A 22,858-nucleotide genomic window follows, 5' to 3' on the forward strand; every position below is an offset into this window, starting at 1 on the left:
AAGAACACATCTCGTGGTGCACACTCGGGGGGCATGACGCTGACCACCCCCGTGCTGGCGGCCGCGCCCCTGGTCGCCGGACTCCTGGGGCCCGCGCTGATCGGCGCCGCCCCCGAGCAGCACCCCGGCCGCCAGGTCGCCGTCCCCGCCGCGGCGCACGGCGACATCGTCGAGCACGTCGCCGCCCGCGGCCCGGCCGACCAGCGCCGGGTGCTCGACTACTGGACCCCGCAGCGCATGTCCAAGGCGCTGCCGATCAGCCTGCTCGGCCTGGTCACCCAGGGCGGCCTGCTGGGCGGCCTCACCGACGCCAAGGAGTCCGGCGGAGCCAAGGGCCTCACGGACGTGACGGAGCTGAAGAAGGGCCTCACCGACCTCACCAGCTCCAGCAATCTCACCGGCACGCTCAACGGCCTGACCGGGGGCACGGGCCTCGGCGCCGCCCCGCAGCTGGCCAACCGCTCGATCGAGCTGGCCCCCGTCAAGCCGCGCCCGCAGCACCAGTCGTCCCGCCCGCTGGCCACCACCTCCGGCTCCCGGTGGGCCGTCGGCGGCGCGGTGGCCAGGACCACCGGCCGGGTCTTCCTCACCATGTCGGGCGTCGACTTCGTCTGCTCGGCCAGCACCGTGCGCAGCGCCAACCGCGACGTCGTCCTCACCGCCGGCCACTGCGTCAAGGACGGCACCGGCGCCTGGGCGCAGAACTGGACGTTCGTCCCCGCCTACGGCACCTCGGGCCGCAAGCCGTACGGGCAGTGGACGGCCCGCCGCATGTTCGTGGCGGGCCCGTGGTCGCGCAGCGCCGACGACAGCTACGACGTGGGCATGGTGGCGCTGGCCACGTCCGGCGGCAAGCACGTCGCCGACGTCGTGGGCACCCAGGAGATCGCCTTCAACGCCAAGCGCGGCGGCCACGCGTTCGGCTTCGGCTACCCGGCCGACCCGCCCTACGACGGCAGCCACCTGGTCTACTGCGCCGGCAAGCTGCGTGACGACCCCTACGGCGACACCCACGACCAGGGGCTGGGCTGCGACATGACGGCGGGCTCCAGCGGCGGGCCGTGGATGTCCGGGTTCGACAGCGCCACCGGCAAGGGCACGATCACGTCCCTGAGCAGCTTCAAGTACAGCAACGACCAGCGCACCATGTACGGCCCGTTCCTGGGCGAGGCGGCCAGGAAGCTGTTCCTCACGGCGGAGCGCGCCTGACCTCCGGGCGGCGCAGGTCGTCGACGTAGAGGGCGAGCAGCGCGCCCTCGTCGGGCAGGGCCGAGAACATGATCTGGCGGCGGAGCTGCGCGATCGTCAGGAGCTTGTCCATCCCGGCCCACGACCAGCTGTACGGCGCGGGCTCCCACAGGTCGGGCAGCGACAGCTTCAGGTGCAGCTCCCGCAGGTCGTCCTGCGACCAGACCGGGCGCACGGCGACCAGGTCCACCAGGCTCTGCCATTCGGCGAGCGCGCACTGCGAGCGCCACAGCAGGGCGTAGCTGCGCCACTCGGTCACCACGTCCTCGTGTCCGGGCATGAACTCGCTGGCCCGCAGCTCGGGGGCGCACACGAGGGCGAGCACCATGAGGTTGGCCGAGTAGTAGGCGTATCGGCGCTGCGGCCCGGCGATCCACGGCCGGTAGGCGGCGATGGCGGAGTCCTCGCGCGCGTCCAGCTCCCGGAACAGCCGCAGCACCACCGCCCGCCACCGGTCGGGGTCGTCGGCCAGCTCCTGGAGGAACGAGACCACGGGCAGCCGTGAGGCCAGCGTCGCCCAGGACAGCACGGTGCGCAGCAGCCCGTCGTGCACGCCGGTGAGCACCAGGCTCGACTCCTGGGCGACCAGCTCGCGCAGCAGCGAGGCGACGAGCCTGGCGATGAGGAACTCGCCGAACGTCGCGTGCAGGAACTCGAAGGTGTGCAGCACCTCGCCGTCGCGCACGACCTGGGCGCGGTGCACGAAGAAGGACCTGGCCACGGCCTCGTGCCCGCCGCCGTGCCGCCGGACCGGCGCGGGCTCGCGCCGCCGTTCGGGCAGCAGCACCTCCAGGTCGGCGTCGACCTCCTCAACGGTGGCCCACTGCCGTCCCCGGTTGAACATGGAGGAGGCGACGAACGACAGCCGCAGCAGCTCCAGCTCCACCTGCCTGGCCACCTGCTCGCGCGGGTGAAGCTTCTCCAGCGCCCGTTCGGCGTAGCGGGTCATCAGCCGCTCGTACAGCTCGGCCTGCCCGAGGGTGCCCGGTTCGCGGCGCAGCGCGTTGCCGTCGGCGTCGTAGAAGGCCAGCATGAGCAGCAGCAGCGGTGAGCCCGCCAGGTGCCGCTGGGTCATGGCCACGTCCAGGGTGAACGGCTCCAGCCCGGCGGCCGGGAAGTAGTCGGCGTTGACGGCGTTCCACACCTCGAGCCAACGCCGGGTGGCGTCGGGGCCGAACGGCTCCAGCCGGGTGACCACGGTGCCCTCGGGCAGCCCGGCACGGTTGGCGACGGCGGTGCGCGAGGTGACGACGACGGCGACGGCCCGCCCGGCGTCGGCCTCCTCGTGCTGGAACCTGGCGACCTTCATCAGGTAGTCCGACTGGCGCACGCCGGTGGCCTGGAGCAGCTCGTCGAACCCGTCCAGGATGATCACGGGCAGCGCGCCACCGGCCGACCTGCCGATGGCCGGCCAGTCCTGGCGTTCGCCGCTCAGGTGGTGGACGGCCTCCTCGATCTGCTCCTGGATGCCCGCTCCGGCCGACACTTCACGCAGCGGCACCCGTATCGGCAGGAACGGCGCGTCGCGCAGGCGAGCGGCGAGCACCTTGCTCAGCACCGACTTGCCGGAGCCGGGTTGGCCGAGCACGAGGAGGGGCGCCTCGGCCGCCGCCGACGAGGTCAGGAACCCGGCCAGGAACACGGGCAGGTCGGAGCGGATCGGGTGCCCCTCCCACCAGGCGTCGCCGCTCGGGTCGTCGCCGGGCGCGATCCGCGCCGCCCTGAACTGCGGGGTCACGTACGCCTGCGCGAGCGTCGGCAGCCGCAGGCCGATCGGCAGGGCGCCGGTCTCGGCGATGGGCCGGACGAGCGCCGCCTGGTGCAGCCGGTCGAGCGCGGCGGCCCGCTCGGGCAGCGGCTCGCCGGTGGCGACGAGCGAGATGAGCCGCTCCAGCTCGGCCATGCCGGGCAGGCTCGGCTGGTGGTCGGCGATGCCCGCCCAGAACGCGAACTCCGGCACGTCCCTCGCCAGCGTGCGGAAGCGGTCGGTGTAGCGGAGCACGGCCATCTCGGCCAGCTCGTCCCCGTAGGCGGCGGCGGTCCACTGCCGGTCGTGGTCGCCGAGCCGCTCCCACAGGCCCAGCTCCCTGACGTGGGCGAGCAACTGCTGGCCGAGCCCGAGGTAGTAGGCGCGCACGGCCGCCACGGTCTCGTCGAAGGAGGTGTGCGGCGAGGGGCACAGCGGCGCGGCCAGCTCCCAGTAGTGCCGCCCGCCGCCCTCGCCCGCGTGCAGCTCGCCGGGCGCGAACGGCAGGTCGAGCGTGTCGACGGCCTCGACGTAGGCGGTGACGACGAGCACGGCGTGCGCGGCCTCGAACCTGTCGGTACGGGAGCGCCAGGTGCTGCCGGGACGCCATTCGCGCCAGCGTCCCAGCAGCTCGGCCCCGAGTTTGACCAGGGCCCCACGGGCCTCCATCACCCCCGCGACGGGCAGGAGCGCGACGGTTCCGGTGCTGACCAGCGCTTCGAGCGCCGGATCAGCGCCGCCGAGTAATCGGACAGCATCGATGTACCGGTATTTGTCCCCCATGCAGCATCGCCGCCTTGGATGGGCCGTTGGTCAAAGGGTGATACCCGTCAATACCATCACTTTCTCGTAAGTAAGATCTTCCATCGCCGATCGCAGGCCCTCACGGCCGATCCCGGAGTCCTTGACCCCGCCGTACGGCATCTGGTCGGCCCGGTACGACGGCACGTCACCGATGATCACGCCGCCGACCTCCAGCTCCCGGTTGGCCCGGAAGGCGGCGTCCAGCGACCGGGTGAACACCCCGGCCTGCAGCCCGTAGGCCGAGTCGTTGACCATCGCGTACGCCTCGTCGATCGAGGCGGCCCTCTGCAGCACCATGACGGGGCCGAAGACCTCCTCGCGGGAGACCTTGGCGTCGGCCGGGACGTCGGCGAGCACGGTCGGGGCGATCGTGGCGCCCTCCCGGGTGCCGCCGGCCAGCACGCGGGCGCCGGCGTCGACGGCCTCGCGCACCCACTGCTCGACCCGTTCGGCGGCGGCCTCGGAGACGAGCGGGCCGACCTGCGTCTTCTCGTCGGCCGGGTCACCGGTGACGAGCCCGGCGACGGCGGGGAGCAGGCGCTCGACGAACGCGTCGTACACCGGCTCCTCGACGATCACCCGCTGCACGGCGATGCAGCTCTGCCCGGCCTGGTAGTTGGAGAACAGCGCCACCCGCTTGGCCGCCCAGTCGAGGTCGGCGTCGGCCAGCACCACGGCCGCCGCGTTGCCGCCCAGCTCCAGCGTCACGTGCTTGCGCGGCACCTGGTCGGCGATGGCGTAGCCGACGGGGGCCGAACCGGTGAACGACACCACGGGCAGCCTGGGGTCGGCGACGAGCGCGGCGGCGCGCTCGTTCTCGATGGGCAGCACCGAGAACATGCCGGCGGGCAGGTCGGTCTCGGCCAGGATCTCGCCGAGCACCAGCGACGACAGCGGCGTGGCGGGCGCGGGCTTGACGATGACCGGCGCGCCGACCGCGATGGCGGGCGCGACCTTGTGCGCGACCAGGTTGAGCGGGAAGTTGAACGGCGTGATCGCCAGCACCGGCCCCTTGGGCACGCGCGAGACGTAGGCCAGCCGCCCGGCGGCGGCGGGCTCGGTGTCGAGCCGCTGCACGTCGCCGGACCAGCGCCGGGTCTCCTCGGCGGCGAACCGGAACGTGGAGATCGCGCGGCCGACCTCGCCGCGCGCCCAGAAGATCGGCTTGCCGTTCTCGGCGGTGATCAGGTGGGCGAGCTCGTCGGCCCGCTCGGCCAGCCGCCGCGACACGTGCGCGAGCGCTTCGGCGCGCACGTGCACCGGCAGCGCGGCGGCCTCGCCGGCCACCGCCCGCGCGGCCGCGATCGCCTCCTCGACCTGCTCGCCGGTCGGCACCGAGTATCGGCCGACCTCGCGCCCGTCGAGCGGATTGGTCACGCTCAGCTCGGCGTCCCCGGTGGCGGGGCGTCCGGCGAGCCAGAAGGTACGCACGTCCATACCCACGACGTTATGCGAAGCGGACAGAGGGGGATTTACACCAGGCTGCACAAGACTCCCGCCTGGCCCCACCGTTACGTACAAGCCCTCTTGTATACCCACTGTGTAACAGAAGTAGGCCTAATTCAGGATGTTTACGATGCGGAGCGGTTTGAACGGTCTCTGCCCTGGCTAAGTCATCGATGCGGGTCCCTCAGCGCGGCGGGCCCCCGAGCAGAAAGGCGTGGGCCCATGACCTCCTCGGCGCCGCTTGGGCTCCAGGGCGCCTACCTGCTGGGCGAACGGGCCGGCCAGGACGAGCTTCGTTCCAGACTGCTGGACGTCGCGGTGAACCTGCTGGTCACCGACGGAGCCGACAGCCTCACGATGCGCCGGATCGCCACCGAGGCCGGCTGCACCACCACCGTCATCTACACGATGTTCGGCAACAGGGAGGGGCTGGCCGAAGCCCTCTACCTGGAGGGGTTCGAGCGCTTCCGGCGCATCCTCGACGCGGTGCCGCAGCGCCGCGACCCCTTCGAGCACCTGACGGCGCTCGCCCCGGCCTACCGGCAGGCATGCCTGTCGGAGCCCGGCTACTACAGCCTCATGTTCGAGCGGGCGATCCCCGGTTTCGAACCCAGCGAGCGCGCCCGCACCCTCGCCCGGGCGGCGCTCAACATCTTCGACCGGGTGATCGCCGACTGCATCTCGGCGGGGCGGCTCGTCCCCACCCAGCCCCGCAAGATCGCCGACGCCCTCTGGGCCGCCGCCCAGGGCGCGATCAGCCTCGAACGCGCGGGCCACCTGCGTGACGGCCGCACCTTCGAGGCGGTGACCACGGCCACGATCTGCTGCTACCTGGTGGAGCGCGCCTAGCGCCTGGCCGCCTCCAGGGCGAACCACAGCTCGGCCCGCACCGCGGGGTCGTCGAGATCGCGTCCCAGCAGCTCGGCGACCCGCCGCATCCGGTAGCGCAGCGTGTGCCGGTGCACGCCCAGCCGCTGCGCCGCCGCGTCCCAGTGCCCGTTGCACTCCAGGTACGCGCGCAGCGAGGCGACGAGGTCGGGCCGCGCCCCATAGGCGGTGAGCGGCCCCAGCAGCGCGGTCGCGAACGCCTGCGCCACAGCCGGGTCCAGCAGCCCGACGAGCCCCTGCCCGGCCAGCTCGGCGAAGCGCACCACGCCGCCCCGGCTCGCCGCGCGGGCCCGCACGGCCTGGTCGATCCCGGCCCGCAGCTCACCGTAGCGGCAGGCGGTGCTCACCCCCACGGCCCCCTCGACCGCCCCGGCGACCTCGTCGGCAGCCCCTTCCTCCACCAGCACGACGCCGGCGCCACCGGCCGCCCCTTCCGCCGGCGCGCCGCCGCCCGCCGCCTGGGGCAGGCGGGTGGCGAACACCGTGGCCTCGACGCTCTCCAGGGCCTCCGCCGGGACGGCCAGCACGGCGAACGGCTCGCCGGGCAGCCGGCCGCCGAGCGCGTCCAGCACCGCCCGCGCCCGCTCGTCCTCCCCCGCCAGCAGCAGCTCCAGCACCGCCTGCCGGACCCGCCGGGCGGCCTCCCGCTGCGCGCCGCCCTGCTCCAGGGCGAGCGTGAGCAGCGACCCGGCCGCGTTGATCACGGTGTGGGCGACCGGCGTGAACGCCTCCCGCGCCCCCACGGCGAAGTAGCCGCGCGGCCGCGCCCCGCCGCCGAGCGGCTGGAGCACGACGTGGCCCTCGGGCCCCGACAGCGACAGGCTGGCGGGCATCCGCGTGCCGCGCAACCGGCCGAGCTCCCCCGTCACCGCCTCGGCCCGCGCCCCGCGCGTGGCGTGGCGCACCTGCCCGGTCTCGTCCAGCAGCACCGCCCAGCCGCCGACCTCGGCGGCCAGCCGGTCGACGACCGCGTGCAGCCCCTCGGGCCGCAGCGCCGCCCGCGTCAGCCGCCCCTGCGCGGCGAACGCCCGGGTGATCTCCTCGTACTGCTCGGCGGCCAGCAGCTCGCCGACCGTCTTGCCGATGGCGATGAACGGCGTCTCCCGGGGCACCTCCAGCAGCGGCAGCCCGGCCTCCTCTGCGGCGGCCACGAGCGCGGGCGGCACCTCGTCGTGGGAGAGCCCGACCCCGAAGCCGAGCCCGGCCACGCCCCGCGCCACCAACCGGGCAACATAGCCGGAAAAGTCACCTTCCAGGCGCATCCCGGTGGTGAGCAGCAGCTCGTCACCCTCCAGGAACGGCGTCGGATCCTCCAGCTCGCTGACCGCCACCCAGCGCACGGCCGAGTCCAGCGGGCCGGCCAGCGACCGCAGCCCCATCCGCCGCACCACGGTCCGCAGCGAAGGCGCCATCGCGAGTTGTCCATTCCGGCAAAGGTGAGCACCCACAGTGTGCCATATCGCCCTATCGGAGCAGGCGGGCGGCCACCGTACCGTCAGAGCCATGAGCATTCCCCAGGAGCGTCGCCTCGTCACCGCCATCCCCGGCCCCAAGTCGCAGGAGCTGCTGGCCCGCAAGCAGGCCGCCGTCCCCCCGGGCATCGGCACCACGCTGCCGGTCTTCGTGACCCGCGCCGGCGGCGGCGTGCTGGAGGACGCCGACGGGAACTCGCTGATCGACTTCGGCTCCGGCATCGCCGTCACCAACGTCGGCAACGCCGCCCCCAAGGTGGTCGAGCGCGTCCAGAAGCAGGCCGCCGACTTCACCCACACCTGTTTCATGGTCACCCCGTACGAGTCGTACGTGCGCGTGTGCGAGAAGCTGAACGAGCTCACGCCGGGCGACCACGAGAAGCGCACGTTCCTGGTCAACAGCGGCGCCGAGGCCGTGGAGAACGCGGTCAAGGTCGCCAGGCTCGCCACCGGCCGCCAGGCGGTCGTCGTGTTCGACCACGGCTACCACGGCCGCACCCTGCTCACGATGACGCTGACGGCCAAGAACATGCCGTACAAGCAGGGCTTCGGCCCGTTCGCGCCCGAGGTCTACCGGGTGCCGCTGGCCTACCCGTTCCGCTGGCCGACGGGCCCCGAGAACTGCGCCGAGGAGGCCGCCGCCCAGGCCATCGACATGATCGGCAAGCAGATCGGCGCCGAGAACGTGGCCGCCGTGGTGATCGAGCCGATCGCCGGCGAGGGCGGCTTCATCGAGCCCGCCAAGGGCTTCCTGCCGAGGATCGCCGAGTTCTGCCGCGCCAACGGGATCGTGTTCGTGGCCGACGAGGTGCAGACCGGCTTCGCGCGCACCGGCGACCTGTTCGCCTGCGAGGACGAGGGCGTGGTGCCCGACATCATCTGCACCGCCAAGGGCATCGCGGGCGGCCTGCCGCTCGCCGCGGTGACGGGCCGGGCCGAGCTCATGGACACCGTGCACGCGGGCGGCCTCGGCGGCACCTACGGCGGCAACCCGCTGGCCTGCGAGGCGGCGCTGGGCGTGCTGGAGACCATCGAGGAGGAGGACCTGGTCGGCCGCGCCCGCCGCATCGGGGACGTGATGATCCCGCGGCTGCTGGCCATGAGCGAGCGGTTCGACGTGATCGGCGACGTCCGGGGACGCGGCGCGATGATCGCCGTCGAGCTCGTCGTGCCGGGCACCAAGGACCCGAACCCGGCCGCCGTCCAGGAGGTCGTCCGGCGCTGCCACGCGGAGGGGCTGCTGGTGCTGACCGCGGGCACGTACGGCAACGTGCTGCGCTTCCTGCCGCCGCTGGTGATGCCCGAGCACCTGCTTGAGGAGGGGCTCGGCATCCTGGAGAAGGCTTTCGCCAGCCTGTAGATAAACCCGCAAATCGGGCATCCAGCTTGTTGCTGGATGCCCGATTTTGTTGGTGTAAGACCTGTCGTCCGGGTAGAGAAATCACCTGGCCTTGACGCGAAGCTAGCGGAGCACGGACGCGGCCGGGGTTATAACGGATCCGACATGAAGCCGGGCGAGCGCCGCGGGGAGCGTGATGAACTGGGGTCCGACCAGAACGGCTGGGGAGATGTTGACGTTCGACCCTGAGGGCATGAGCTGGGCGCAGCGCCAGGGCGACGCCTGCGTCGTCTGCCACAAGCGGTGGCCGCGTCCGCGCGTGCGGGTGGGCCGCTTCCCCGACGACATGACGGCCCTGGCCTGCACCGACTGCGCCGAAGCCCTCATCCCGTCGCCGCTGGCCACCGTCGTGGCCTTCCCGTCACGCTGACCAAGCCGCACTGACCAAGCCGCACTGACCAGGCCGTACTGGCCACGCCACTGACCAAGCCGTACTGGCCACGCCAACACCGACCACGCACACAGCCCCCGTACGCGCCGGGGCCGCCTCTGGGGAGACGAGACGCCCCAGGGCGGGGGACCGCCCGGGGGCGTCTCAGCAGGCGCGCTCAGCGGGGGGATAGAGCGCGCCCGCCGCGGGCGAGGTCACCGGCCGGCCGTCACTTCGCGAGCTCACGCCACCGGGCGGTCCAGGTGGCGTAGTCCACGCACTCTCCTTCCGGCGGACGGCAGTCGCCCGGCGGCCGCACCGCGAAGGCGATGCGGTCGAGCCGTGGTGACCTGGTCGCACCGTACGCCTCACAGACCGGTTTGGCGCGGCCTTTGCACGCCTTGGTATTGGCCGGCGCCAGCCCGAGCCACGCGGCGGCGTCACGCTGGGAGTCGGGGTCGGTCATCCGGTTGAGCCAGAGGTAGGCGCAGCCCGTGTCGGTGACTCCGGAGCCGAGCATCCACGAGTCGGCCCACCCGGTGGCCTTGCGCGCGGCGACCGCCTTGACCTTCTTGCCAGCCTTCTCCAGCAGCAGCCGGTGGTAGGGCGTCGCCTGGGCGTAGTCGATCGAGCCGGTGGCGAAGCCCTTGATCAGGTCGAGCGGGTTCTTCCAGTAAGTGCGGTCCTCGTGGCCCTCCAGCCCCTCCGCCACCCGGTCGAGCTGGGTGGCGGTCAGCTCGAACGGCCGGTCGACGGCGTCGTCGACGAGCGCCGCGTCGGCCAGCGTCAGCGGGCTGTCCTTGAGCATCACGCGCCCGGCCTTGAGCACCTGGCCCAGGTCGCCGCCCTTGACCCGCTCCGGGTCGTAGAGGAACTCGTGGTAGCCCCACAGGAACGGCACCCCGTAGGACTTGCCGGAGTCGCTCACCAGCTCGCGCAGCGGCTCCAGCAGGTCGTCGTAGCCCTCGATCTCGGCCGTGTCGATGGGCTGCACCTGCTTGGCCTCGATCATGGAGGCGGCCAGCACCGGATCGGCGGCGATCACGTCGTAGGGCCGCTCGGCGACGCGGGCCGCCATCTCCTCGGGCGTGGAGACCGTGTCGAGCCGGGCCACCCGGCAGCCGGTCTCCTTCTCGAACGTGCCCGTCCAGTTGGCCTGCGGGCTGGTGCCGCCGTATTCGGCATAGCCCCGGTAGGCGAGGATCTGCAGGGTGCCGTCGCGCTGCGTGGGGCTCGTGGTGGGCTTGGGCGACGGCGTGGCCGCGCCGGTGCCGGCCAGCATCGCCAGGGCGGCCAGGGCCAGGGCGGGAGCGCGTCGGAGATCCACGCCCTGGAGCTTACCGGGGCCCCGGGCGGGCGGAGCCGAAGCCCGCCCGCCTGTGGACAACCTACTTGTTCGTCGGGAACCCCAGGTTGACGCCGCCGTGGGACGGGTCGAGCCAGCGGGAGGTGACGACCTTGCCGCGGGTGTAGAAGTGCACGCCCTCGGTGCCGTGGGCGTGCGTGTCGCCGAAGAGCGAGGACTTCCAGCCGCCGAAGCTGTAGAACGCCATCGGCACCGGGATCGGCACGTTGATGCCGATCATGCCGACCTCGATCTCGTTCTGGAAGCGCCGGGCGGCGCCGCCGTCGTTGGTGAAGATCGCGGTGCCGTTGCCGTACTCGCCGGCGTTGATGACCTCGACGCCCTCCTCGTACGAGCCGACGCGGACGATCGACAGGACGGGCCCGAAGATCTCCTCGACGTGCACCCGTGAGCCGGGCCTGACGTGGTCGACGACGGTCGGCCCGAGCCAGAACCCGGGCGTCTCCGACGCCTTGCCGCCGCCGCGCACCGGCGTCTCGCGGCCGTCGACGACCACCTTGGCGCCCTCCTCGACGGCCACGTCGAGGTAGGAGGCGACCTTGTCGCGGTGCGGGCCGGTGACGAGCGGGCCCATCTCGGAGGCGGGGTCGTCGCCGGGGCCGATGGTCAGCCGCTCGACCCGTTCGACGATCTTCTGCACGAGCTCGTCGCCGACGGGGTCGACGGCCAGCACGACGGAGATCGCCATGCACCGCTCGCCCGCCGAGCCGAACCCGGCCGACACCGCGGAGTCGGCCACCAGGTCGAGGTCGGCGTCGGGCAGCACGAGCATGTGGTTCTTGGCGCCGCCGAGCGCCTGCACCCGCTTGCCGTGGGCCGATCCGGTCTCGTAGACGTAGCGGGCGATCGGGGTGGAGCCGACGAACGAGACGGCGCGCACCTCGGGGTGCTCCAGCAGCCGGTCCACCGCCACCTTGTCGCCCTGCACGACGTTGAACACGCCGTCGGGCAGCCCGGCCTCCTGCCAGAGCCGCGCCATGAGCAGCGACGCCGACGGGTCCTTCTCCGACGGCTTGAGCACGAACGCGTTGCCGCACGCGATCGCGATCGGGTACATCCACATCGGCACCATGGCCGGGAAGTTGAACGGCGTGATCCCGGCGACGACGCCGAGCGGCTGCCGGATCGAGTAGGAGTCCACGCGGGTGGACACCCCTTCGGAGAAACCACCCTTGAGCAGGTGCGGGATGCCGCAGGCGAACTCCACGACCTCCAGCCCGCGGGCCACCTCGCCGAGCGCGTCGGAGTGGACCTTGCCGTGCTCGGCGGAGATCAGGGCCGCCATCTCGTCGCGGTGGGCGTACAGGAGCTCGCGGAAGCGGAACAGCACGTGCGCGCGCCTGACCAGCGACGTGTCACGCCACGCGGGGAACGCGGCCGCCGCGGCGGCGACCGCCGCGTCGACATCGGCCGCCGACGCCATCGCGACCGTGCCGCTGACCTCCCCGGTCGCCGGGTTGAAGATCTCGCTCGTACGGGGGTCACCGTCGACGAGCTTTCCGCCGATCCAGTGCTTGACTGACTTCACTGCTGCGCCGCCTCCGCGTTGATGACTTCGAGCGCGCCGACGATGATGCCGAGCCCCTCGGCGGCCTCGTCGACGGTCAGGGTGAGCGGCGGCGCCATGCGGATCGCGGTGCCGTACAGGCCGCCCTTGCCGGCGAGCAGGCCGGCCTTCTTGGTCTCCTCCATGAAGCGGGCGGCCTGGGCCGGGCTCTCCAGCTCGACGGCGAACATCAGGCCCTTGCCGCGCACCTCCTTGACGATGGGCAGGCGGGCGGCGGCCTCGCGCAGGCCGTCGATGATGATCTTGCCGGTCCTGGCGGCGTTGGCCTGGAGGTCGCGGTCGAGGACGTAGTCGAGGGTGGCGTTGGCGGCGGCCATGGAGATCGGGTTGCCGCCGAACGTCGCCAGGCCGACGGCGGGCAGGACGTCCATCAGGTCGCCGCGCGCCACGACGCCGCCGACGGCGAACCCGTTGCCCAGGCCCTTGGCGAACGTCATCATGTCGGGCGTCACGCCGTGGTTCTGGATGCCGAAGAACGCGCTGCCGGTGCGTCCCCAGCCGGTCTGCACCTCGTCGGAGATGAACAGGATGCCCTGTTCGTCCAGGACCTCCTTGTAGGCGGCGAACAACCCGTCGGGCGGCATGGTGAACCCGCCCACGCCCTGGATCGGCTCGGCGATGAGCGCGGCGACGTCGCCCGCGACGGCGGTGGCGAGCACGTGGCGCAGGTCCTCGGTGCACGCGCGGATGTAGTCGGCGTCGGACAGGCCCTTGAACTGGGTCAGGTGCCGGTCGGTGCCGTGCAGGAAGTGCGCGTTGAGCGGGGAGAGCGAGTTGTTCTTCCAGGCCCGGTTGGAGGTGACGCTGATGGCGCCGAAGCTGCGGCCGTGGTAGCTCTGCCGCATGGCGAGCACCTGGTCGCTCTTGCGCGCGCAGGTGGCCAGGAGCAGGGCGGTCTCGTTCGCCTCGGTGCCGGAGTTGGTGAAGAACACCTTGGCGTCGGGGATGCCGGACAGCCTGGCGATCTTCTCGGCGAGCTCGACCTGGCCGCGCAGCAGGTAGACGGTGCTGGTGTGGACGACGCCGGTGGCGAGCTGGCGCTCGACGGCCTCGCGCACCTCCGGCACGTCGTAGCCGATCATGTTGGTCAGGATGCCGGCGAAGAAGTCGAGGTAACTCTTGCCGTCGGCGTCGACGACACGGTTGCCCTTGCCGCTGACGATCTCGATGGGCTCGTCGTAGTTGAGGCTCACCCAGGCGGGGATCACGGCCCTGTGGCGCGCGAGAAGCTCGGACATGTCTTGAGTATCGCTGTTGCCGCGCGTTCCCCGGAACGGCAAGATGTCGGCCTGTCGCCGAATTGGCTTACATACTGTCGACCCGGGGCCGAGAAGAGGTTTCGTCGGGATGGGTGATGGTATGGCTACGTCTAGCAGGGAATATGTGAGATCGCCCCTCCAGGGGGAAGCCTTCTGGAGCACCGTCCAGAAGACGCGACAGGCGGTCTGGCGACCGTCGTAAGACCGCCGGATCGGGGGAACCCAATGCGCAAGACGCTCACGGGTCTGGGGCTGGCCTTCTTCCTGACGCTCGCCCCGGCCGCGGCCGCCACGGCGGACACACCCGTTCAGGCCGCGCAGAGCCAGGTCAATCCGTCACCTCAGCCGACCGACACCCGGGACGAAGGCGGCAGCAACGCCGGCCTGTGGGGCCTGCTGGGCCTGCTCGGGCTGCTGGGCCTGACCGGCATGCGCAAGCAGAAGAGCCAGGTCGGCACGGCCGAGCACATGACCAATCGGCCGCACCGCAACCCGTAAGGTCCTCGCGCGGGATCCCCGTGCCGGCGAGCCCGGCACGGGGATTCCCCGTCCACCGGCACCGTCCCTTAGGGGATCACCCGTCCGCCTGCGGGCGTACGGCCGGCGTACGGGCTACGCCGCCGGAGGCACCCGGAAAGCCCACTCGCGGGCGACGACCGGCGCGGGTCCGGTCCGCCACCATCGGGTCATCACCACAGCAGACCCGAGGAGACCGGCATGACGCTCGCCCTGGACCACGCCCCCGCCACCACCCACCCCGGGCCGCCCAAGCTCGACCGCGACCAGCTCCGCCAGGCCCAGCAGGACACGCTCGCCACCCCGCGCATGAAGTACAGCCTGCTGGCCAAGATGATGTTCAAGCCCGTGGACCTCATGTACGGCAAGGAGGGCTCGTACACGAAGTTCGCCATGCTGGAGATCATCGCCCGGGTGCCCTACCAGGCGTGGGAGCGGATGGGCTACTGGGCGGTGCACCGCCACAGAGGCCGCTCGGCGCTGGCCCGCCGGGTCTTCGAGCGCATCGTCGAGGCCCGTGCCGACCAGGACAACGAGCAGTGGCACCTGCTCATCATGCAGGACCTGGTGCAGCGCTCCGGGCACCGGCAGGGCTGGCTGCTGCACCGGGCCGCGCCCTGGCTGATCGCGTTCTTCTACTACCACGTGTCGTGGGTGCTGTTCCTGGTCCGGCCCGACTGGAGCTACCGGCTCAACGCCGAGTTCGAGGACCACGCCGAGCACGAGTACATGACGTTCGTGGCGGACAACCCGGACCTGGACTTCGTCCCCGACCCGGGCGCCTACGCCGCCGAGTACGGCCGTTACCGCTCGGTGGCCGACCTGCTGCGGCAGATCGGCCACGACGAGCGGACGCACAAGCTCGACAGCCTGCGGAGCATGCGCGAGCCCCGCATCCGCTAGGCGCTCACCGGCTCGGGCGCGGTGTCCGGCGCGGTGGCGGCGGGCCGGAGCACGAGGAGCGCGAGCAGCGCCGCGGCCAGGCAGAACCCGGCGCCCACGAAGCAGCCGACGTGCATCGCGTCGGTGAACGCCGCCTTGGCCGGCTCGACCAGTTCGGGCGTCCGGAACGCGACGCCGATCGACTCCCTGGCCGCCTCGGGCGCGCCCGCGGGCATGGACGAGGTGAACACCCCGGCCAGCACGCTGCCCAGCACGGCGATGCTCAGGGCCAGGCCGACCTGCTGGACGGTGTCGTTCATGGCCGAGCCCACCCCGGCGTGCTCCAGCGGGATCGCGTTCATCAGCGACGCGTACGCCGACGGCCCGGCCAGGCCGCCGCCGACGCCCATGAGCACGAGCCCGATCAGCAGCCCCAGATAGCCGGTGGTGGTGGCCATCACCAGGAACCCACCGGCCATGACGGCCAGCCCGGAGGCGATCAGCGTCCGGTTGCCGACCCTCTTGCCGAGCCCGGCGCCGACCCCGTTGAAGATCGCCGCGGCCACGGCGTAGGGCAGCAGGGCCAGCCCGGCCTTCGTCTCCCCGTAGCCCAGCACGAACTGCAGGTACTGCGTCAGCATCAGCATCACGGCCCCGGCCCCGAACGCCATGAGCAGGATCGAGAACGACGCCCCGCTGAAGTTGCGGTTCCTGAACAGCCGCAGCGGCAGCATCGGATGGGCCGAGCGCCGCTCCCACCACACGAACACGCCCAGCGTGACCACGGCCAGCGCGATGATCACCGGGTCGAAGACCCGCTCGATGATCACGTAGACGGCGGCGGTCAGCCCGACCACCGACAGCACCACGCCCACCGGGTCGATCGGGCGCCCGGCGCTGCGGGTCTCCGGCATCAGCACCAGCGCGGCCACGATGGCGATCAGCGCGATGGGGATGTTCAGCAGGAACACCGACCCCCACCAGTAGTGCTCCAGCAGGAAGCCGCCGAGCGTCGGCCCGATGATCACGCTGATCATCGCCACACCGCCCCAGATGGCCATGGCCTTGCGCCGCTCGTCCGCGTCGAAGACCGTCATCAGGATCGACAGCGTCGACGGCATCAGGATGGCCCCGCCGACGCCCATGAGGGCGCGCGACCAGATGAGCTGCCACGGCTCCCCGGACAGCACGGCCAGCACCGAGGCCCCGCCGAACAGCGCCAGCCCGATGATCAGGAACTTCCGGCGGCCGAACCGGTCGGACAGGCTCCCCGCCGTCAGCAGCAGCCCGGCGAAGGCCAGCACGTACGAGTCCAGGATCCACTGGATGTCGGACGGCGTCGCGCCCAGGTCCTCGATCAGCGAGGGGATGGCCAGATTGAGCACCGTGCCGTCGACGGACAGCACGAGCAGCGACAGACAGAGTACGGCGAGGACCCACCAGCGACGGGGGTCTCGCACAGCGTTCGATTCCACTCGCACACTGTACGACAACACTCGTACAGTGTGCGAGTGGAATTATCCTGGGAGCATGACCAAGCAGTTCAGCACCGTCTGGCTCCGGGAAGCCCGTCCCGCCAAAAGCACCGGCCGCAGCCGCGACGAGATCGTCCACGCCGCCGTCGAGCTGCTCGACGCCGACGGGCTCGACGGGCTCAGCATGCGCAGGCTCGGCGCCAAGCTGAGCGCGGGCGCGACCAGCATCTACTGGTACGTGGCCAACAAGGAGGAGCTGCTGGAGCTGGTCTACGACGAGATCTGGGGCGAGCTGCGGCTGCCCGAGCCCACGGCGGAGACCTGGCGGGTCACCGCGTCGGCCTTCGCCCACGACATGCGCCGGGTGATCCTGCGCCACCCCTGGTCGGCCTCGCTCATCGGCCGCCTGCCCGCACTCGGCCCCAACGCGCTCGGCGCCGCCGACACCCTGCGCAGGAGCTTCCACCTGGCCGGCTTCGAAGGGCTGGAGATCGACTACGCCAACACCACGCTGACCTCGTACGTGTTCGGCATCACGATCCCGGAGGTCGCCTGGGCCCAGAAGGTCGCCGAGACCGCCTACCCCGACGAGAGCATCCGCGAGACGGTCGCCCTGCTGGCGGCCGACTATCCGGACCTGGCCAGCCGCATGAACGAGGTGCACAACTCCGACGTCGACTCGGTGCGCGAGATCGCCTTCAGCTTCGGGCTCGACGCGGTGCTCGACGGGCTCTCGGCACGCCTGGTCGCCTAGCAGATTGTCAGCCTGCGCGGACTCGATCTTACAAGCTGATCGGATAGGCTCGCCTCGTGCTCCCCACCATCGCCGACATCCTCGCCCTGGAAAGCGTCCGCCGGGGCAACCCGCGCGTGGTCGCGGGCGCGGACCGGCTCGACACCCGCGTGCGGTGGGTGCACGTGGGCGAGATCGCCGACATCGCGCAACTGCTGCGCGGCGGCGAGCTGGTGCTCACCACCGGCGTGGCCCTGCCCGACGACCCCGACAAGCTGGCCGACTACATCGGCGAGCTGTCGTCCGTCGGCGTCTCCGGCCTCATCGTCGAGCTGGGCCGCCGCTTCGTCCACGAGCTGCCCCGCGCCGTCGTCAAGACGGCCGAGGAGCACGGGCTGCCGCTGGTCGTGCTGACCCGCGAGACCCCGTTCGTGCAGATCACCGAGGCCGTCCACGCCCGGATCATCGACATCCAGCTGGAGGAGCTGCGCGCCTCCGAGCAACTGCACGAGGTGTTCACCGAGCTGTCGGTCGAGGGCGCCTCACCGGCCGAGGTGCTGGCCCAGGTCTCCCGGCTGTCGGGCCGCCCGGTCCTGCTGGAGAACCTCGCCCACCAGGTGCTGGCCTGCGAGTCGGCGGGCCGCGACACCGGCACGCTGCTGGCCGGCTGGGAGACCAGGTCCCGCGCGGTCGCCCCGGCCGAGCGCACCGCCTACGACGCCGCCTCCGGCTGGCTCGTCACCACCGTCGGCGCCCGCGGCCAGGACTGGGGGCGCCTCATCCTGCTGTGCGACGCCCAGCCCTCGCCGCGCGAGCTCGTGCTGGCCGAGCGCGCCGCCACCACGCTCGCCCTCGGCCGCCTGCTGGAACGCCACCAGGAATCGCTCGAACGCCAGGCGCACGGCACGATCATCACCGGCATCCTCACCCACGCCTACGCCGACCCCGACGAGGCCGCCGCCCGCGCCAGGGCCGTCGGTGTCCCGCTCACCGGCCGCAGGCTCGTCAGCGTCGTCATCCGCCCGACCGACCTGGCCGAGCAGGCGCTCGACGGGCAGGCCGAGCTCGGCGAGCTGGCCGAGGCCACCGCCGCCGCCTGCCGCGAGGCCCGGCTGCCCGCCCTCGTGGGCGCCCTCGACCAGGACCGCGTGGGCGTGCTGCTGCCGCTGCCGCCGCGCACCGCCGTCGAGCCCGCGCTGACCTCGCTCGCCGAGCGGCTGCGCGCCCTGTCGAAGTCCGGCGGCGCGTTCGTGCTCGCCTCCGGCTCGGTGGTCGAGTCGATCCGCGACGTGCGGCGCAGCTTCCTGGAGGCCGAGCAGGTGGCCGACGTCGCGGTCCGCCAGCCCGACGGCCGCCCCTTCTACCGGCTGCCCGACCTGCGCCTGCGCGGGCTGCTCCACCTGCTGCGCGACGACGCCAGGCTGCAGACGTTCGCCGAGCGCGAGCTGGGCGCGCTGCTGGCGCACGACGCCCAGCGCGGCGGCGACCTGACCCGCATCCTGCGCATCTACCTCGACGCCGGGCGCAACAAGGCCGTGGCCGCGCAGAAGGCCCACCTGTCCAGGCCCGCCTTCTACGACCGGCTGCGCCGCCTGGAGCGCATCCTCGACACCGACCTGGACGACTCGGAGTCCTGCCTGTCGCTGCACGTCGCACTGCTGGCCCTGGAGTCGTTCCGCCGCAACGCCCGCCCCGAATGAGGTCGCGCCGCCTAGCGTCTGCGGTGTGCCCCTCTTCTACAACCCCCTGGAGGCGGCGGCCCACCGGCTGTCGCTCGTTCCCCCGATGTTCGACTACTTCGGCGCCCTGGGCGTGCACGCGATCATCGCGGCGGCGCGGCTGGGCCTGTTCGACGCGCTGCGCGACGGGCCGCTGACCGGCGACGAGCTGGCCGCCGCCCGCGGCCTGGACGGGCGCGCCGCCCGGGTGCTGCTCGACAGCCTCGCCGCGCTCGGCTACCTGCGCCGGCGGCGCGGGCGCTACGCGCTCACCCGCGCCTCCCGCCGCTGGCTCGTCACCGGCTCGGCCACCAGCCTGCTGGAGGGACTGACGTTCTGGGAGCGTACGGCGTGCGTGATCTGGCCGGAGACCGAGAAGGCCGTCCGCGACGGCACGCCGCCCGTCCCCCTCTACACGCTGACCGAGCAGGACCCGGAGCTGTCGCGCTCGTTCCAGGCGTGGACGGCGGCGCTCGCCGGGCAGCAGGCCCCGGCGGCGGCCCGCGCCATCCCCGTCCCCCGGCACGCCCGGCGGCTGCTCGACGTGGGCGGCGGCCACGCCCTCTACAGCGTGGCGCTGCTGCGCCGCCATCCGGCGCTGCGCGCCACCGTGCTCGACCTGCCGCAGGCGCTCCTGTCGGCGGCCGAGCACCCGCGCCTGACGCTGCGCGCCGGCTCGTTCCTGGACGGTGACCTGGGCGGCGGCTACGACGTCGTCCTGCTGTTCAACGTCATCCACCTGCTGGACGACGCCGAGACGGCGGCGCTGCTGCGCCGGGTGTCCGCCGCCCTGAACCCCGGCGGCGTCGTGGCCATCGGCGACCAGTTCGGCGACCGCCTCTTACCCGGGCGGGCCAGCCGCGGCCTGATGCGACTGCTGGACCTCAACTACCTCGTCGCCGGCGGCGGCCGGGTGCGCGCGTTCTCACAGGTCGCGGACCTGCTGCGGGAGGCGGGCTTCGACCGGCCGCGCCACCGCCGCCCCTGGCGCTCCCCCGTCACCCAGCTCGCCCTCGCTAGAACCCCATCGCGGCACGTACCTCGTCCAGCGTCTTGATCGCCCGCTCGCGGGCCGCCGCGTTGCCCTCGCCGAGCACCTTCCTGGCCTCCGCCACGGTGTGCTCGCGGCGCCGCGCCCTGATGGGGGCCAGGAACTCGTTGACCGCCTCGGTCGCCAGCGCCTTGAGCCGCGACGCGCCCCCGTCGCCGATCTCGTCGGCGAGCTCCTGCTGCGTCCGCCCCAGGCACAGGGACGCCAGCGTGAGCAGGCTCGCCACGCCCGGCCTGTTCTCCGGGTCGAAGGTGATCAGCCGCTCGGAGTCGGTGGGCGCCTTGCGGATCAGCGCCGCCGTCTCGTCCTCGGTGGCCGACAGCGCGATCGCGTTGCCCCGGCTCTTGCTCATCTTGCCGCCGCCCAGCCCCGGCAGCAGCGGCTGCTCGCCCATCATCGCCTCGGGCACCGGGAACACCGGCCCGTACCGCTCGTTGAACCGCCGCGCCACCAGCCTGGTCGTCTCCACGTGCGGCAACTGGTCCTTGCCGACGGGCACCAGCGTGCCCTTGCAGAACAGGATGTCGGCCGCCTGGTGCACCGGATAAGTGAACATCAGCCCGCTCACCACCTGCTGGCTGCTGTGCGCGATCTCGTCCTTGACCGTGGGGTTGCGCCCCAGCTCGGCCACCGAGATCAGGCTCAGGAACGGCAGCATGAGCTGGTTGAGCTCGGGGATCGCGCTGTGCTGGAAGATCGTCACCTTCGCCGGGTCGATGCCGACCGCCAGGTAGTCCAGCAGCAACGCGTCGATGTTCTGCTGGATCGCCCCCGGCAGATCCCGATCGGTGATCACCTGATAGTCGGCGATCAACACATACATCTCGTACGTGTCCTGCAGCCGCACCCGGTTGGCCAGCGAGCCGAAGTAGTGGCCCAGATGCAGCGGCCCGGTCGGGCGGTCACCGGTGAGAACGACGTGGTTCATGCTCTGCTCCTCCTGAGGTGTTCATGCCGTCCCAGGGAGGAGCCCGTCGCGCCGGGCCGCCCTGAGGACGGCCCGTGCATGCGGATGTCAGTGGCCGTCTCGCGGCCACCACCACATGCTGATGCGCTTCATGCACCCATTGTATGGGCGGATCAAAGATGCCAGCCATACCCGGTGTCAATCTCGTAACCTCTTCCACCGTTTGGCGTGTTTCGAGGACCCCGGGACCAAGATCACGTCAGGATGGGTCGGATTGTTTTCCGCCCTCTGGAGTTCTGATGTCTCGACGCACCATCGTCGCCGGCTTGGCCATGGCCGCGACGTTCACGGTGACCACCGTGCCAGGCGCCGCCGCGGAGCAGGTGGCGGTGAAGTTCCCGTCGGCCAAGTTCCCGCTCGGCCCCCGCTCGGCGCCCACCAAGACCATGACCGCCGTCGCGCCCGGGATCGACCTGTACGACGTGAAGGCCGGCAGCGCCACCGACGGCTACACGGTGACCGTGCTCATGCCCAGCGGCCGCGACTACGGCACCCGCGCCACCGCGGAGGCCAGGGTGGCCGAGGTCGAGGCCGCCGGCGAGACCGCGAGCCTGCAGAAGGTCATCCGCCCGCAGGTCGCCGACGCGCCCGCCCAGGAGATCTACATGGTCCGGGTCGGCCTGTGGTCCTTCAAGGACAAGGCCGAGGCCGACAAGACGGCCAAGAAGCTCAAGGAAGCCGGGCTCAAGGTCAAGACCGACTACCTCGGCGACGACGGCCTCAAGACCACCGGCCCGTGGAACGTCAAGGTCGTCATGATCGACGCCCGCACGTTCCGCGGCTCGTACGCCGCCTCCCTGGGCACCAGCGTCGCCAAGCGGGAGACCGTCTCCGCGATGGCCAAGGCGCAGGGCGCCATCGCGGCCATCAACGGAGGCTTCTTCAACATCCACACCGCCAAGGAGCTGCGCGGCGAGCCCGTCGGCGCCTCCGTGGTCGCGGGCCGCCTGCTCAGCGAGGCCGTCCCCGGCCGCTCCGCCGTCGTCCTGCGCGGGCGTACGGCACGCATCACCGAGCTCAAGTCGGCCGTCACCGCCGTCTCCCAGGACGGCGCCCGCGCCCCGGTCGCCGGCGTCAACCGCGCCGCCGCCACCGACGAGCTCGTCCTCTACACCGAGGAGTACGGCGCCAAGACCCCCGCGAACGGCGGCGCCGACGTCGTCCTCGACGCAGCCGGCAAGGTCGTCGGCGTGCGCGCCTCCGGCTACGCGGTGCCCAAGGGCGGGCGCGTCCTGCACGGCAGCGGCGCGGCGGCCGACTGGCTCGCCGAGCACGCCGTGGAAGGCGGCAGCGTCCGGGTGCTGACCAAGCTCACCGACCTGCGCACCGGCAAGACCATCAAGCTGACGCCCGACCTTCACGTGGTCGCCGGCGGCGTCGGCCTGGTCCGCAACGGCCGCACCAAGATCACGGCCAAGCGCGACGGCCACGACTCGGTCAACATGATCCTGCGCCGCCACCCTCGCACCCTGCTCGGCACCACCCGCAACGGCAGCCTCATCCTCGCCACCATCGACGGCCGCAAGCCCGGCATCACGGTCGGCGCGAGCTTCACCGAGGCGGCCCAGCTCATGCGCTGGCTCGGCGCCACCCAGGCCATCAACCTGGACGGCGGCGGGTCGACGGCGATGGTCGTGGGCAAGAAGGTCGTCAACCAGCCGGCGGACGGCCGCGAACGCGCCGTCGGCGACGCCCTCCTCGTCCTGCCGCCCCGCTGACCACCCTCCGGCCCTGCCCCGTTCGAGGGGCAGGGCCGGTTCGTCTCCAGAACGCGAAAAGGCCCCCGGGATCACCCCCGAGGGCCCAATTTCGTTATACAACGCAGAGAAGGCCCCGACACTGAATGTCGGGGCCCTCTCTAAAAAATTGTCCGGCGGTGACCTACTCTCCCACACCCTCCCGAGTGCAGTACCATCGGCGCAGGGAAGCTTAACTTCCGGGTTCGGAATG

Annotated in this window: 18 protein-coding genes and 1 rRNA gene; 10 read left to right on the plus strand and 9 right to left on the minus strand. The window is 72.0% G+C overall.

The genetic code is table 11. From position 1 onward, the window contains the following. Nucleotides 1–33: 33 nt before the first annotated feature. Entirely contained in the window at nucleotides 34–1,209 is a 1,176-nt protein-coding gene (locus AB0J53_RS43935; RefSeq protein WP_364183976.1) for a hypothetical protein, read from the plus strand. Here the strand turns inward: AB0J53_RS43935 and AB0J53_RS43940 are convergent. Then, nucleotides 1,190–3,778 carry a hypothetical protein gene (locus AB0J53_RS43940; protein ID WP_364183979.1) on the minus strand — a complete coding sequence of 863 codons (2,589 nt, stop codon included), beginning with the start codon at nucleotides 3,776–3,778 and terminating at the stop codon, nucleotides 1,190–1,192. The two genes, AB0J53_RS43935 and AB0J53_RS43940, sit on opposite strands and share 20 nt — an antisense overlap. 30 nt (nucleotides 3,779–3,808) lie before the next feature. Next, the gene (locus tag AB0J53_RS43945; RefSeq protein ID WP_364183981.1) at nucleotides 3,809–5,236 is read right to left on the minus strand and encodes an aldehyde dehydrogenase family protein; all 1,428 of its coding nucleotides are present in this window, start codon (nucleotides 5,234–5,236) and stop codon (nucleotides 3,809–3,811) included. 231 nt (nucleotides 5,237–5,467) lie between these two features. Between AB0J53_RS43945 and AB0J53_RS43950 the strand changes: the two genes are divergently transcribed. Further along, complete coding sequence (locus tag AB0J53_RS43950; protein ID WP_219509874.1) at nucleotides 5,468–6,094, plus strand: TetR/AcrR family transcriptional regulator; 627 nt, start codon at nucleotides 5,468–5,470, stop codon at nucleotides 6,092–6,094. Here the strand turns inward: AB0J53_RS43950 and AB0J53_RS43955 are convergent. Continuing rightward, nucleotides 6,091–7,545: a PucR family transcriptional regulator gene (locus AB0J53_RS43955; RefSeq protein WP_364183985.1), complete on the minus strand. Its 1,455-nt coding sequence runs from the start codon at nucleotides 7,543–7,545 to the stop codon at nucleotides 6,091–6,093. The two genes, AB0J53_RS43950 and AB0J53_RS43955, sit on opposite strands and share 4 nt — an antisense overlap. Nucleotides 7,546–7,636: 91 nt before the next feature. Between AB0J53_RS43955 and gabT the strand changes: the two genes are divergently transcribed. Both gabT and AB0J53_RS43965 read left to right on the plus strand, forming a co-directional pair. Beyond that, nucleotides 7,637–8,965, plus strand: coding sequence for a 4-aminobutyrate--2-oxoglutarate transaminase (gene gabT / locus AB0J53_RS43960; RefSeq protein WP_357593566.1), 1,329 nt, complete (start codon nucleotides 7,637–7,639; stop codon nucleotides 8,963–8,965). Nucleotides 8,966–9,197: 232 nt separating this feature from the next. Further along, complete coding sequence (locus AB0J53_RS43965) at nucleotides 9,198–9,374, plus strand: hypothetical protein (RefSeq protein WP_246646013.1); 177 nt, start codon at nucleotides 9,198–9,200, stop codon at nucleotides 9,372–9,374. A gap of 229 nt (nucleotides 9,375–9,603) precedes the next feature. Here the strand turns inward: AB0J53_RS43965 and AB0J53_RS43970 are convergent, their stop codons facing one another. The 3 genes from AB0J53_RS43970 to AB0J53_RS43980 all read right to left on the minus strand — a co-directional run bounded on the left by AB0J53_RS43970 (nucleotide 9,604) and on the right by AB0J53_RS43980 (nucleotide 13,545). Continuing rightward, a complete protein-coding gene (locus tag AB0J53_RS43970; RefSeq protein WP_364183989.1) occupies nucleotides 9,604–10,701 on the minus strand; it encodes an extracellular solute-binding protein in 1,098 nt (365 codons plus the stop codon). 61 nt (nucleotides 10,702–10,762) lie between these two features. After that, nucleotides 10,763–12,268, minus strand: a complete 1,506-nt coding sequence (locus AB0J53_RS43975) for a CoA-acylating methylmalonate-semialdehyde dehydrogenase (RefSeq protein ID WP_357593570.1) — start codon at nucleotides 12,266–12,268, stop codon at nucleotides 10,763–10,765. Continuing rightward, nucleotides 12,265–13,545: an aspartate aminotransferase family protein gene (locus AB0J53_RS43980; RefSeq protein WP_364183992.1), complete on the minus strand. Its 1,281-nt coding sequence runs from the start codon at nucleotides 13,543–13,545 to the stop codon at nucleotides 12,265–12,267. The genes AB0J53_RS43975 and AB0J53_RS43980 overlap by 4 nt, the downstream gene beginning before the upstream one ends. 246 nt (nucleotides 13,546–13,791) lie before the next feature. Here AB0J53_RS43980 and AB0J53_RS43985 point away from each other — a divergent pair, with 246 nt between their 5' ends. Together AB0J53_RS43985 and AB0J53_RS43990 are read left to right on the plus strand one after the other, a co-directional pair. Further along, nucleotides 13,792–14,064 carry a WGxxGxxG family protein gene (locus AB0J53_RS43985; RefSeq protein WP_219509881.1) on the plus strand — a complete coding sequence of 91 codons (273 nt, stop codon included), beginning with the start codon at nucleotides 13,792–13,794 and terminating at the stop codon, nucleotides 14,062–14,064. 219 nt (nucleotides 14,065–14,283) lie between these two features. Continuing rightward, nucleotides 14,284–14,985: an alternative oxidase gene (locus AB0J53_RS43990; protein ID WP_364183996.1), complete on the plus strand. Its 702-nt coding sequence runs from the start codon at nucleotides 14,284–14,286 to the stop codon at nucleotides 14,983–14,985. Here AB0J53_RS43990 and AB0J53_RS43995 read toward each other — a convergent pair. Beyond that, nucleotides 14,982–16,424, minus strand: coding sequence for an MFS transporter (locus tag AB0J53_RS43995; RefSeq protein ID WP_364183999.1), 1,443 nt, complete (start codon nucleotides 16,422–16,424; stop codon nucleotides 14,982–14,984). The genes AB0J53_RS43990 and AB0J53_RS43995 overlap by 4 nt on opposite strands. Nucleotides 16,425–16,494: 70 nt before the next feature. Here AB0J53_RS43995 and AB0J53_RS44000 point away from each other — a divergent pair, with 70 nt between their 5' ends. Genes AB0J53_RS44000 through AB0J53_RS44010 form a run of 3 tightly spaced genes read left to right on the plus strand, consistent with a single transcriptional unit; the run spans nucleotide 16,495 to nucleotide 19,947 of the window. Continuing rightward, nucleotides 16,495–17,193 (plus strand): TetR/AcrR family transcriptional regulator C-terminal domain-containing protein, encoded by a 699-nt coding sequence (locus AB0J53_RS44000; RefSeq protein ID WP_364184001.1) that lies wholly within the window; start codon nucleotides 16,495–16,497, stop codon nucleotides 17,191–17,193. A 56-nt stretch (nucleotides 17,194–17,249) separates the two neighbouring features. Then, nucleotides 17,250–18,872 carry a PucR family transcriptional regulator ligand-binding domain-containing protein gene (locus AB0J53_RS44005; RefSeq protein WP_357593576.1) on the plus strand — a complete coding sequence of 541 codons (1,623 nt, stop codon included), beginning with the start codon at nucleotides 17,250–17,252 and terminating at the stop codon, nucleotides 18,870–18,872. 25 nt (nucleotides 18,873–18,897) lie between these two features. After that, a complete protein-coding gene (locus AB0J53_RS44010) occupies nucleotides 18,898–19,947 on the plus strand; it encodes a methyltransferase (RefSeq protein WP_364184006.1) in 1,050 nt (349 codons plus the stop codon). Here the strand turns inward: AB0J53_RS44010 and trpS are convergent. Beyond that, nucleotides 19,907–20,869: a tryptophan--tRNA ligase gene (gene trpS / locus AB0J53_RS44015; protein ID WP_364184009.1), complete on the minus strand. Its 963-nt coding sequence runs from the start codon at nucleotides 20,867–20,869 to the stop codon at nucleotides 19,907–19,909. The genes AB0J53_RS44010 and trpS overlap by 41 nt on opposite strands. Before the next feature lie 278 nt (nucleotides 20,870–21,147). Here trpS and AB0J53_RS44020 point away from each other — a divergent pair, with 278 nt between their 5' ends. After that, entirely contained in the window at nucleotides 21,148–22,626 is a 1,479-nt protein-coding gene (locus tag AB0J53_RS44020) for a phosphodiester glycosidase family protein (protein WP_364184012.1), read from the plus strand. A 150-nt stretch (nucleotides 22,627–22,776) separates the two neighbouring features. Here AB0J53_RS44020 and rrf read toward each other — a convergent pair. Beyond that, nucleotides 22,777–22,858, minus strand: a 5S ribosomal RNA gene (gene rrf, locus AB0J53_RS44025); the annotation flags it as partial.

This window comes from Nonomuraea sp. NPDC049725, assembly GCF_040674795.1.
Taxonomy (GTDB): domain Bacteria; phylum Actinomycetota; class Actinomycetes; order Streptosporangiales; family Streptosporangiaceae; genus Nonomuraea; species Nonomuraea ceibae.

Coding starts and splice junctions, on each gene's coding strand:
- AB0J53_RS43955 (WP_364183985.1), bottom strand. CDS start 7,545: ATGGCGCCTTCGCTGCGGACCGTGGTGCGGCGGATGGGGCTGCGGTCG.
- AB0J53_RS43950 (WP_219509874.1), top strand. CDS start 5,468: ATGACCTCCTCGGCGCCGCTTGGGCTCCAGGGCGCCTACCTGCTGGGC.
- AB0J53_RS43965 (WP_246646013.1), top strand. CDS start 9,198: ATGAGCTGGGCGCAGCGCCAGGGCGACGCCTGCGTCGTCTGCCACAAG.
- AB0J53_RS44000 (WP_364184001.1), top strand. CDS start 16,495: ATGACCAAGCAGTTCAGCACCGTCTGGCTCCGGGAAGCCCGTCCCGCC.
- AB0J53_RS43990 (WP_364183996.1), top strand. CDS start 14,284: ATGACGCTCGCCCTGGACCACGCCCCCGCCACCACCCACCCCGGGCCG.
- AB0J53_RS43985 (WP_219509881.1), top strand. CDS start 13,792: ATGCGCAAGACGCTCACGGGTCTGGGGCTGGCCTTCTTCCTGACGCTC.
- trpS (WP_364184009.1), bottom strand. CDS start 20,869: ATGAACCACGTCGTTCTCACCGGTGACCGCCCGACCGGGCCGCTGCAT.
- gabT (WP_357593566.1), top strand. CDS start 7,637: ATGAGCATTCCCCAGGAGCGTCGCCTCGTCACCGCCATCCCCGGCCCC.
- AB0J53_RS43945 (WP_364183981.1), bottom strand. CDS start 5,236: ATGGACGTGCGTACCTTCTGGCTCGCCGGACGCCCCGCCACCGGGGAC.
- AB0J53_RS43940 (WP_364183979.1), bottom strand. CDS start 3,778: ATGGGGGACAAATACCGGTACATCGATGCTGTCCGATTACTCGGCGGC.
- AB0J53_RS43980 (WP_364183992.1), bottom strand. CDS start 13,545: ATGTCCGAGCTTCTCGCGCGCCACAGGGCCGTGATCCCCGCCTGGGTG.
- AB0J53_RS43935 (WP_364183976.1), top strand. CDS start 34: ATGACGCTGACCACCCCCGTGCTGGCGGCCGCGCCCCTGGTCGCCGGA.
- AB0J53_RS44020 (WP_364184012.1), top strand. CDS start 21,148: ATGTCTCGACGCACCATCGTCGCCGGCTTGGCCATGGCCGCGACGTTC.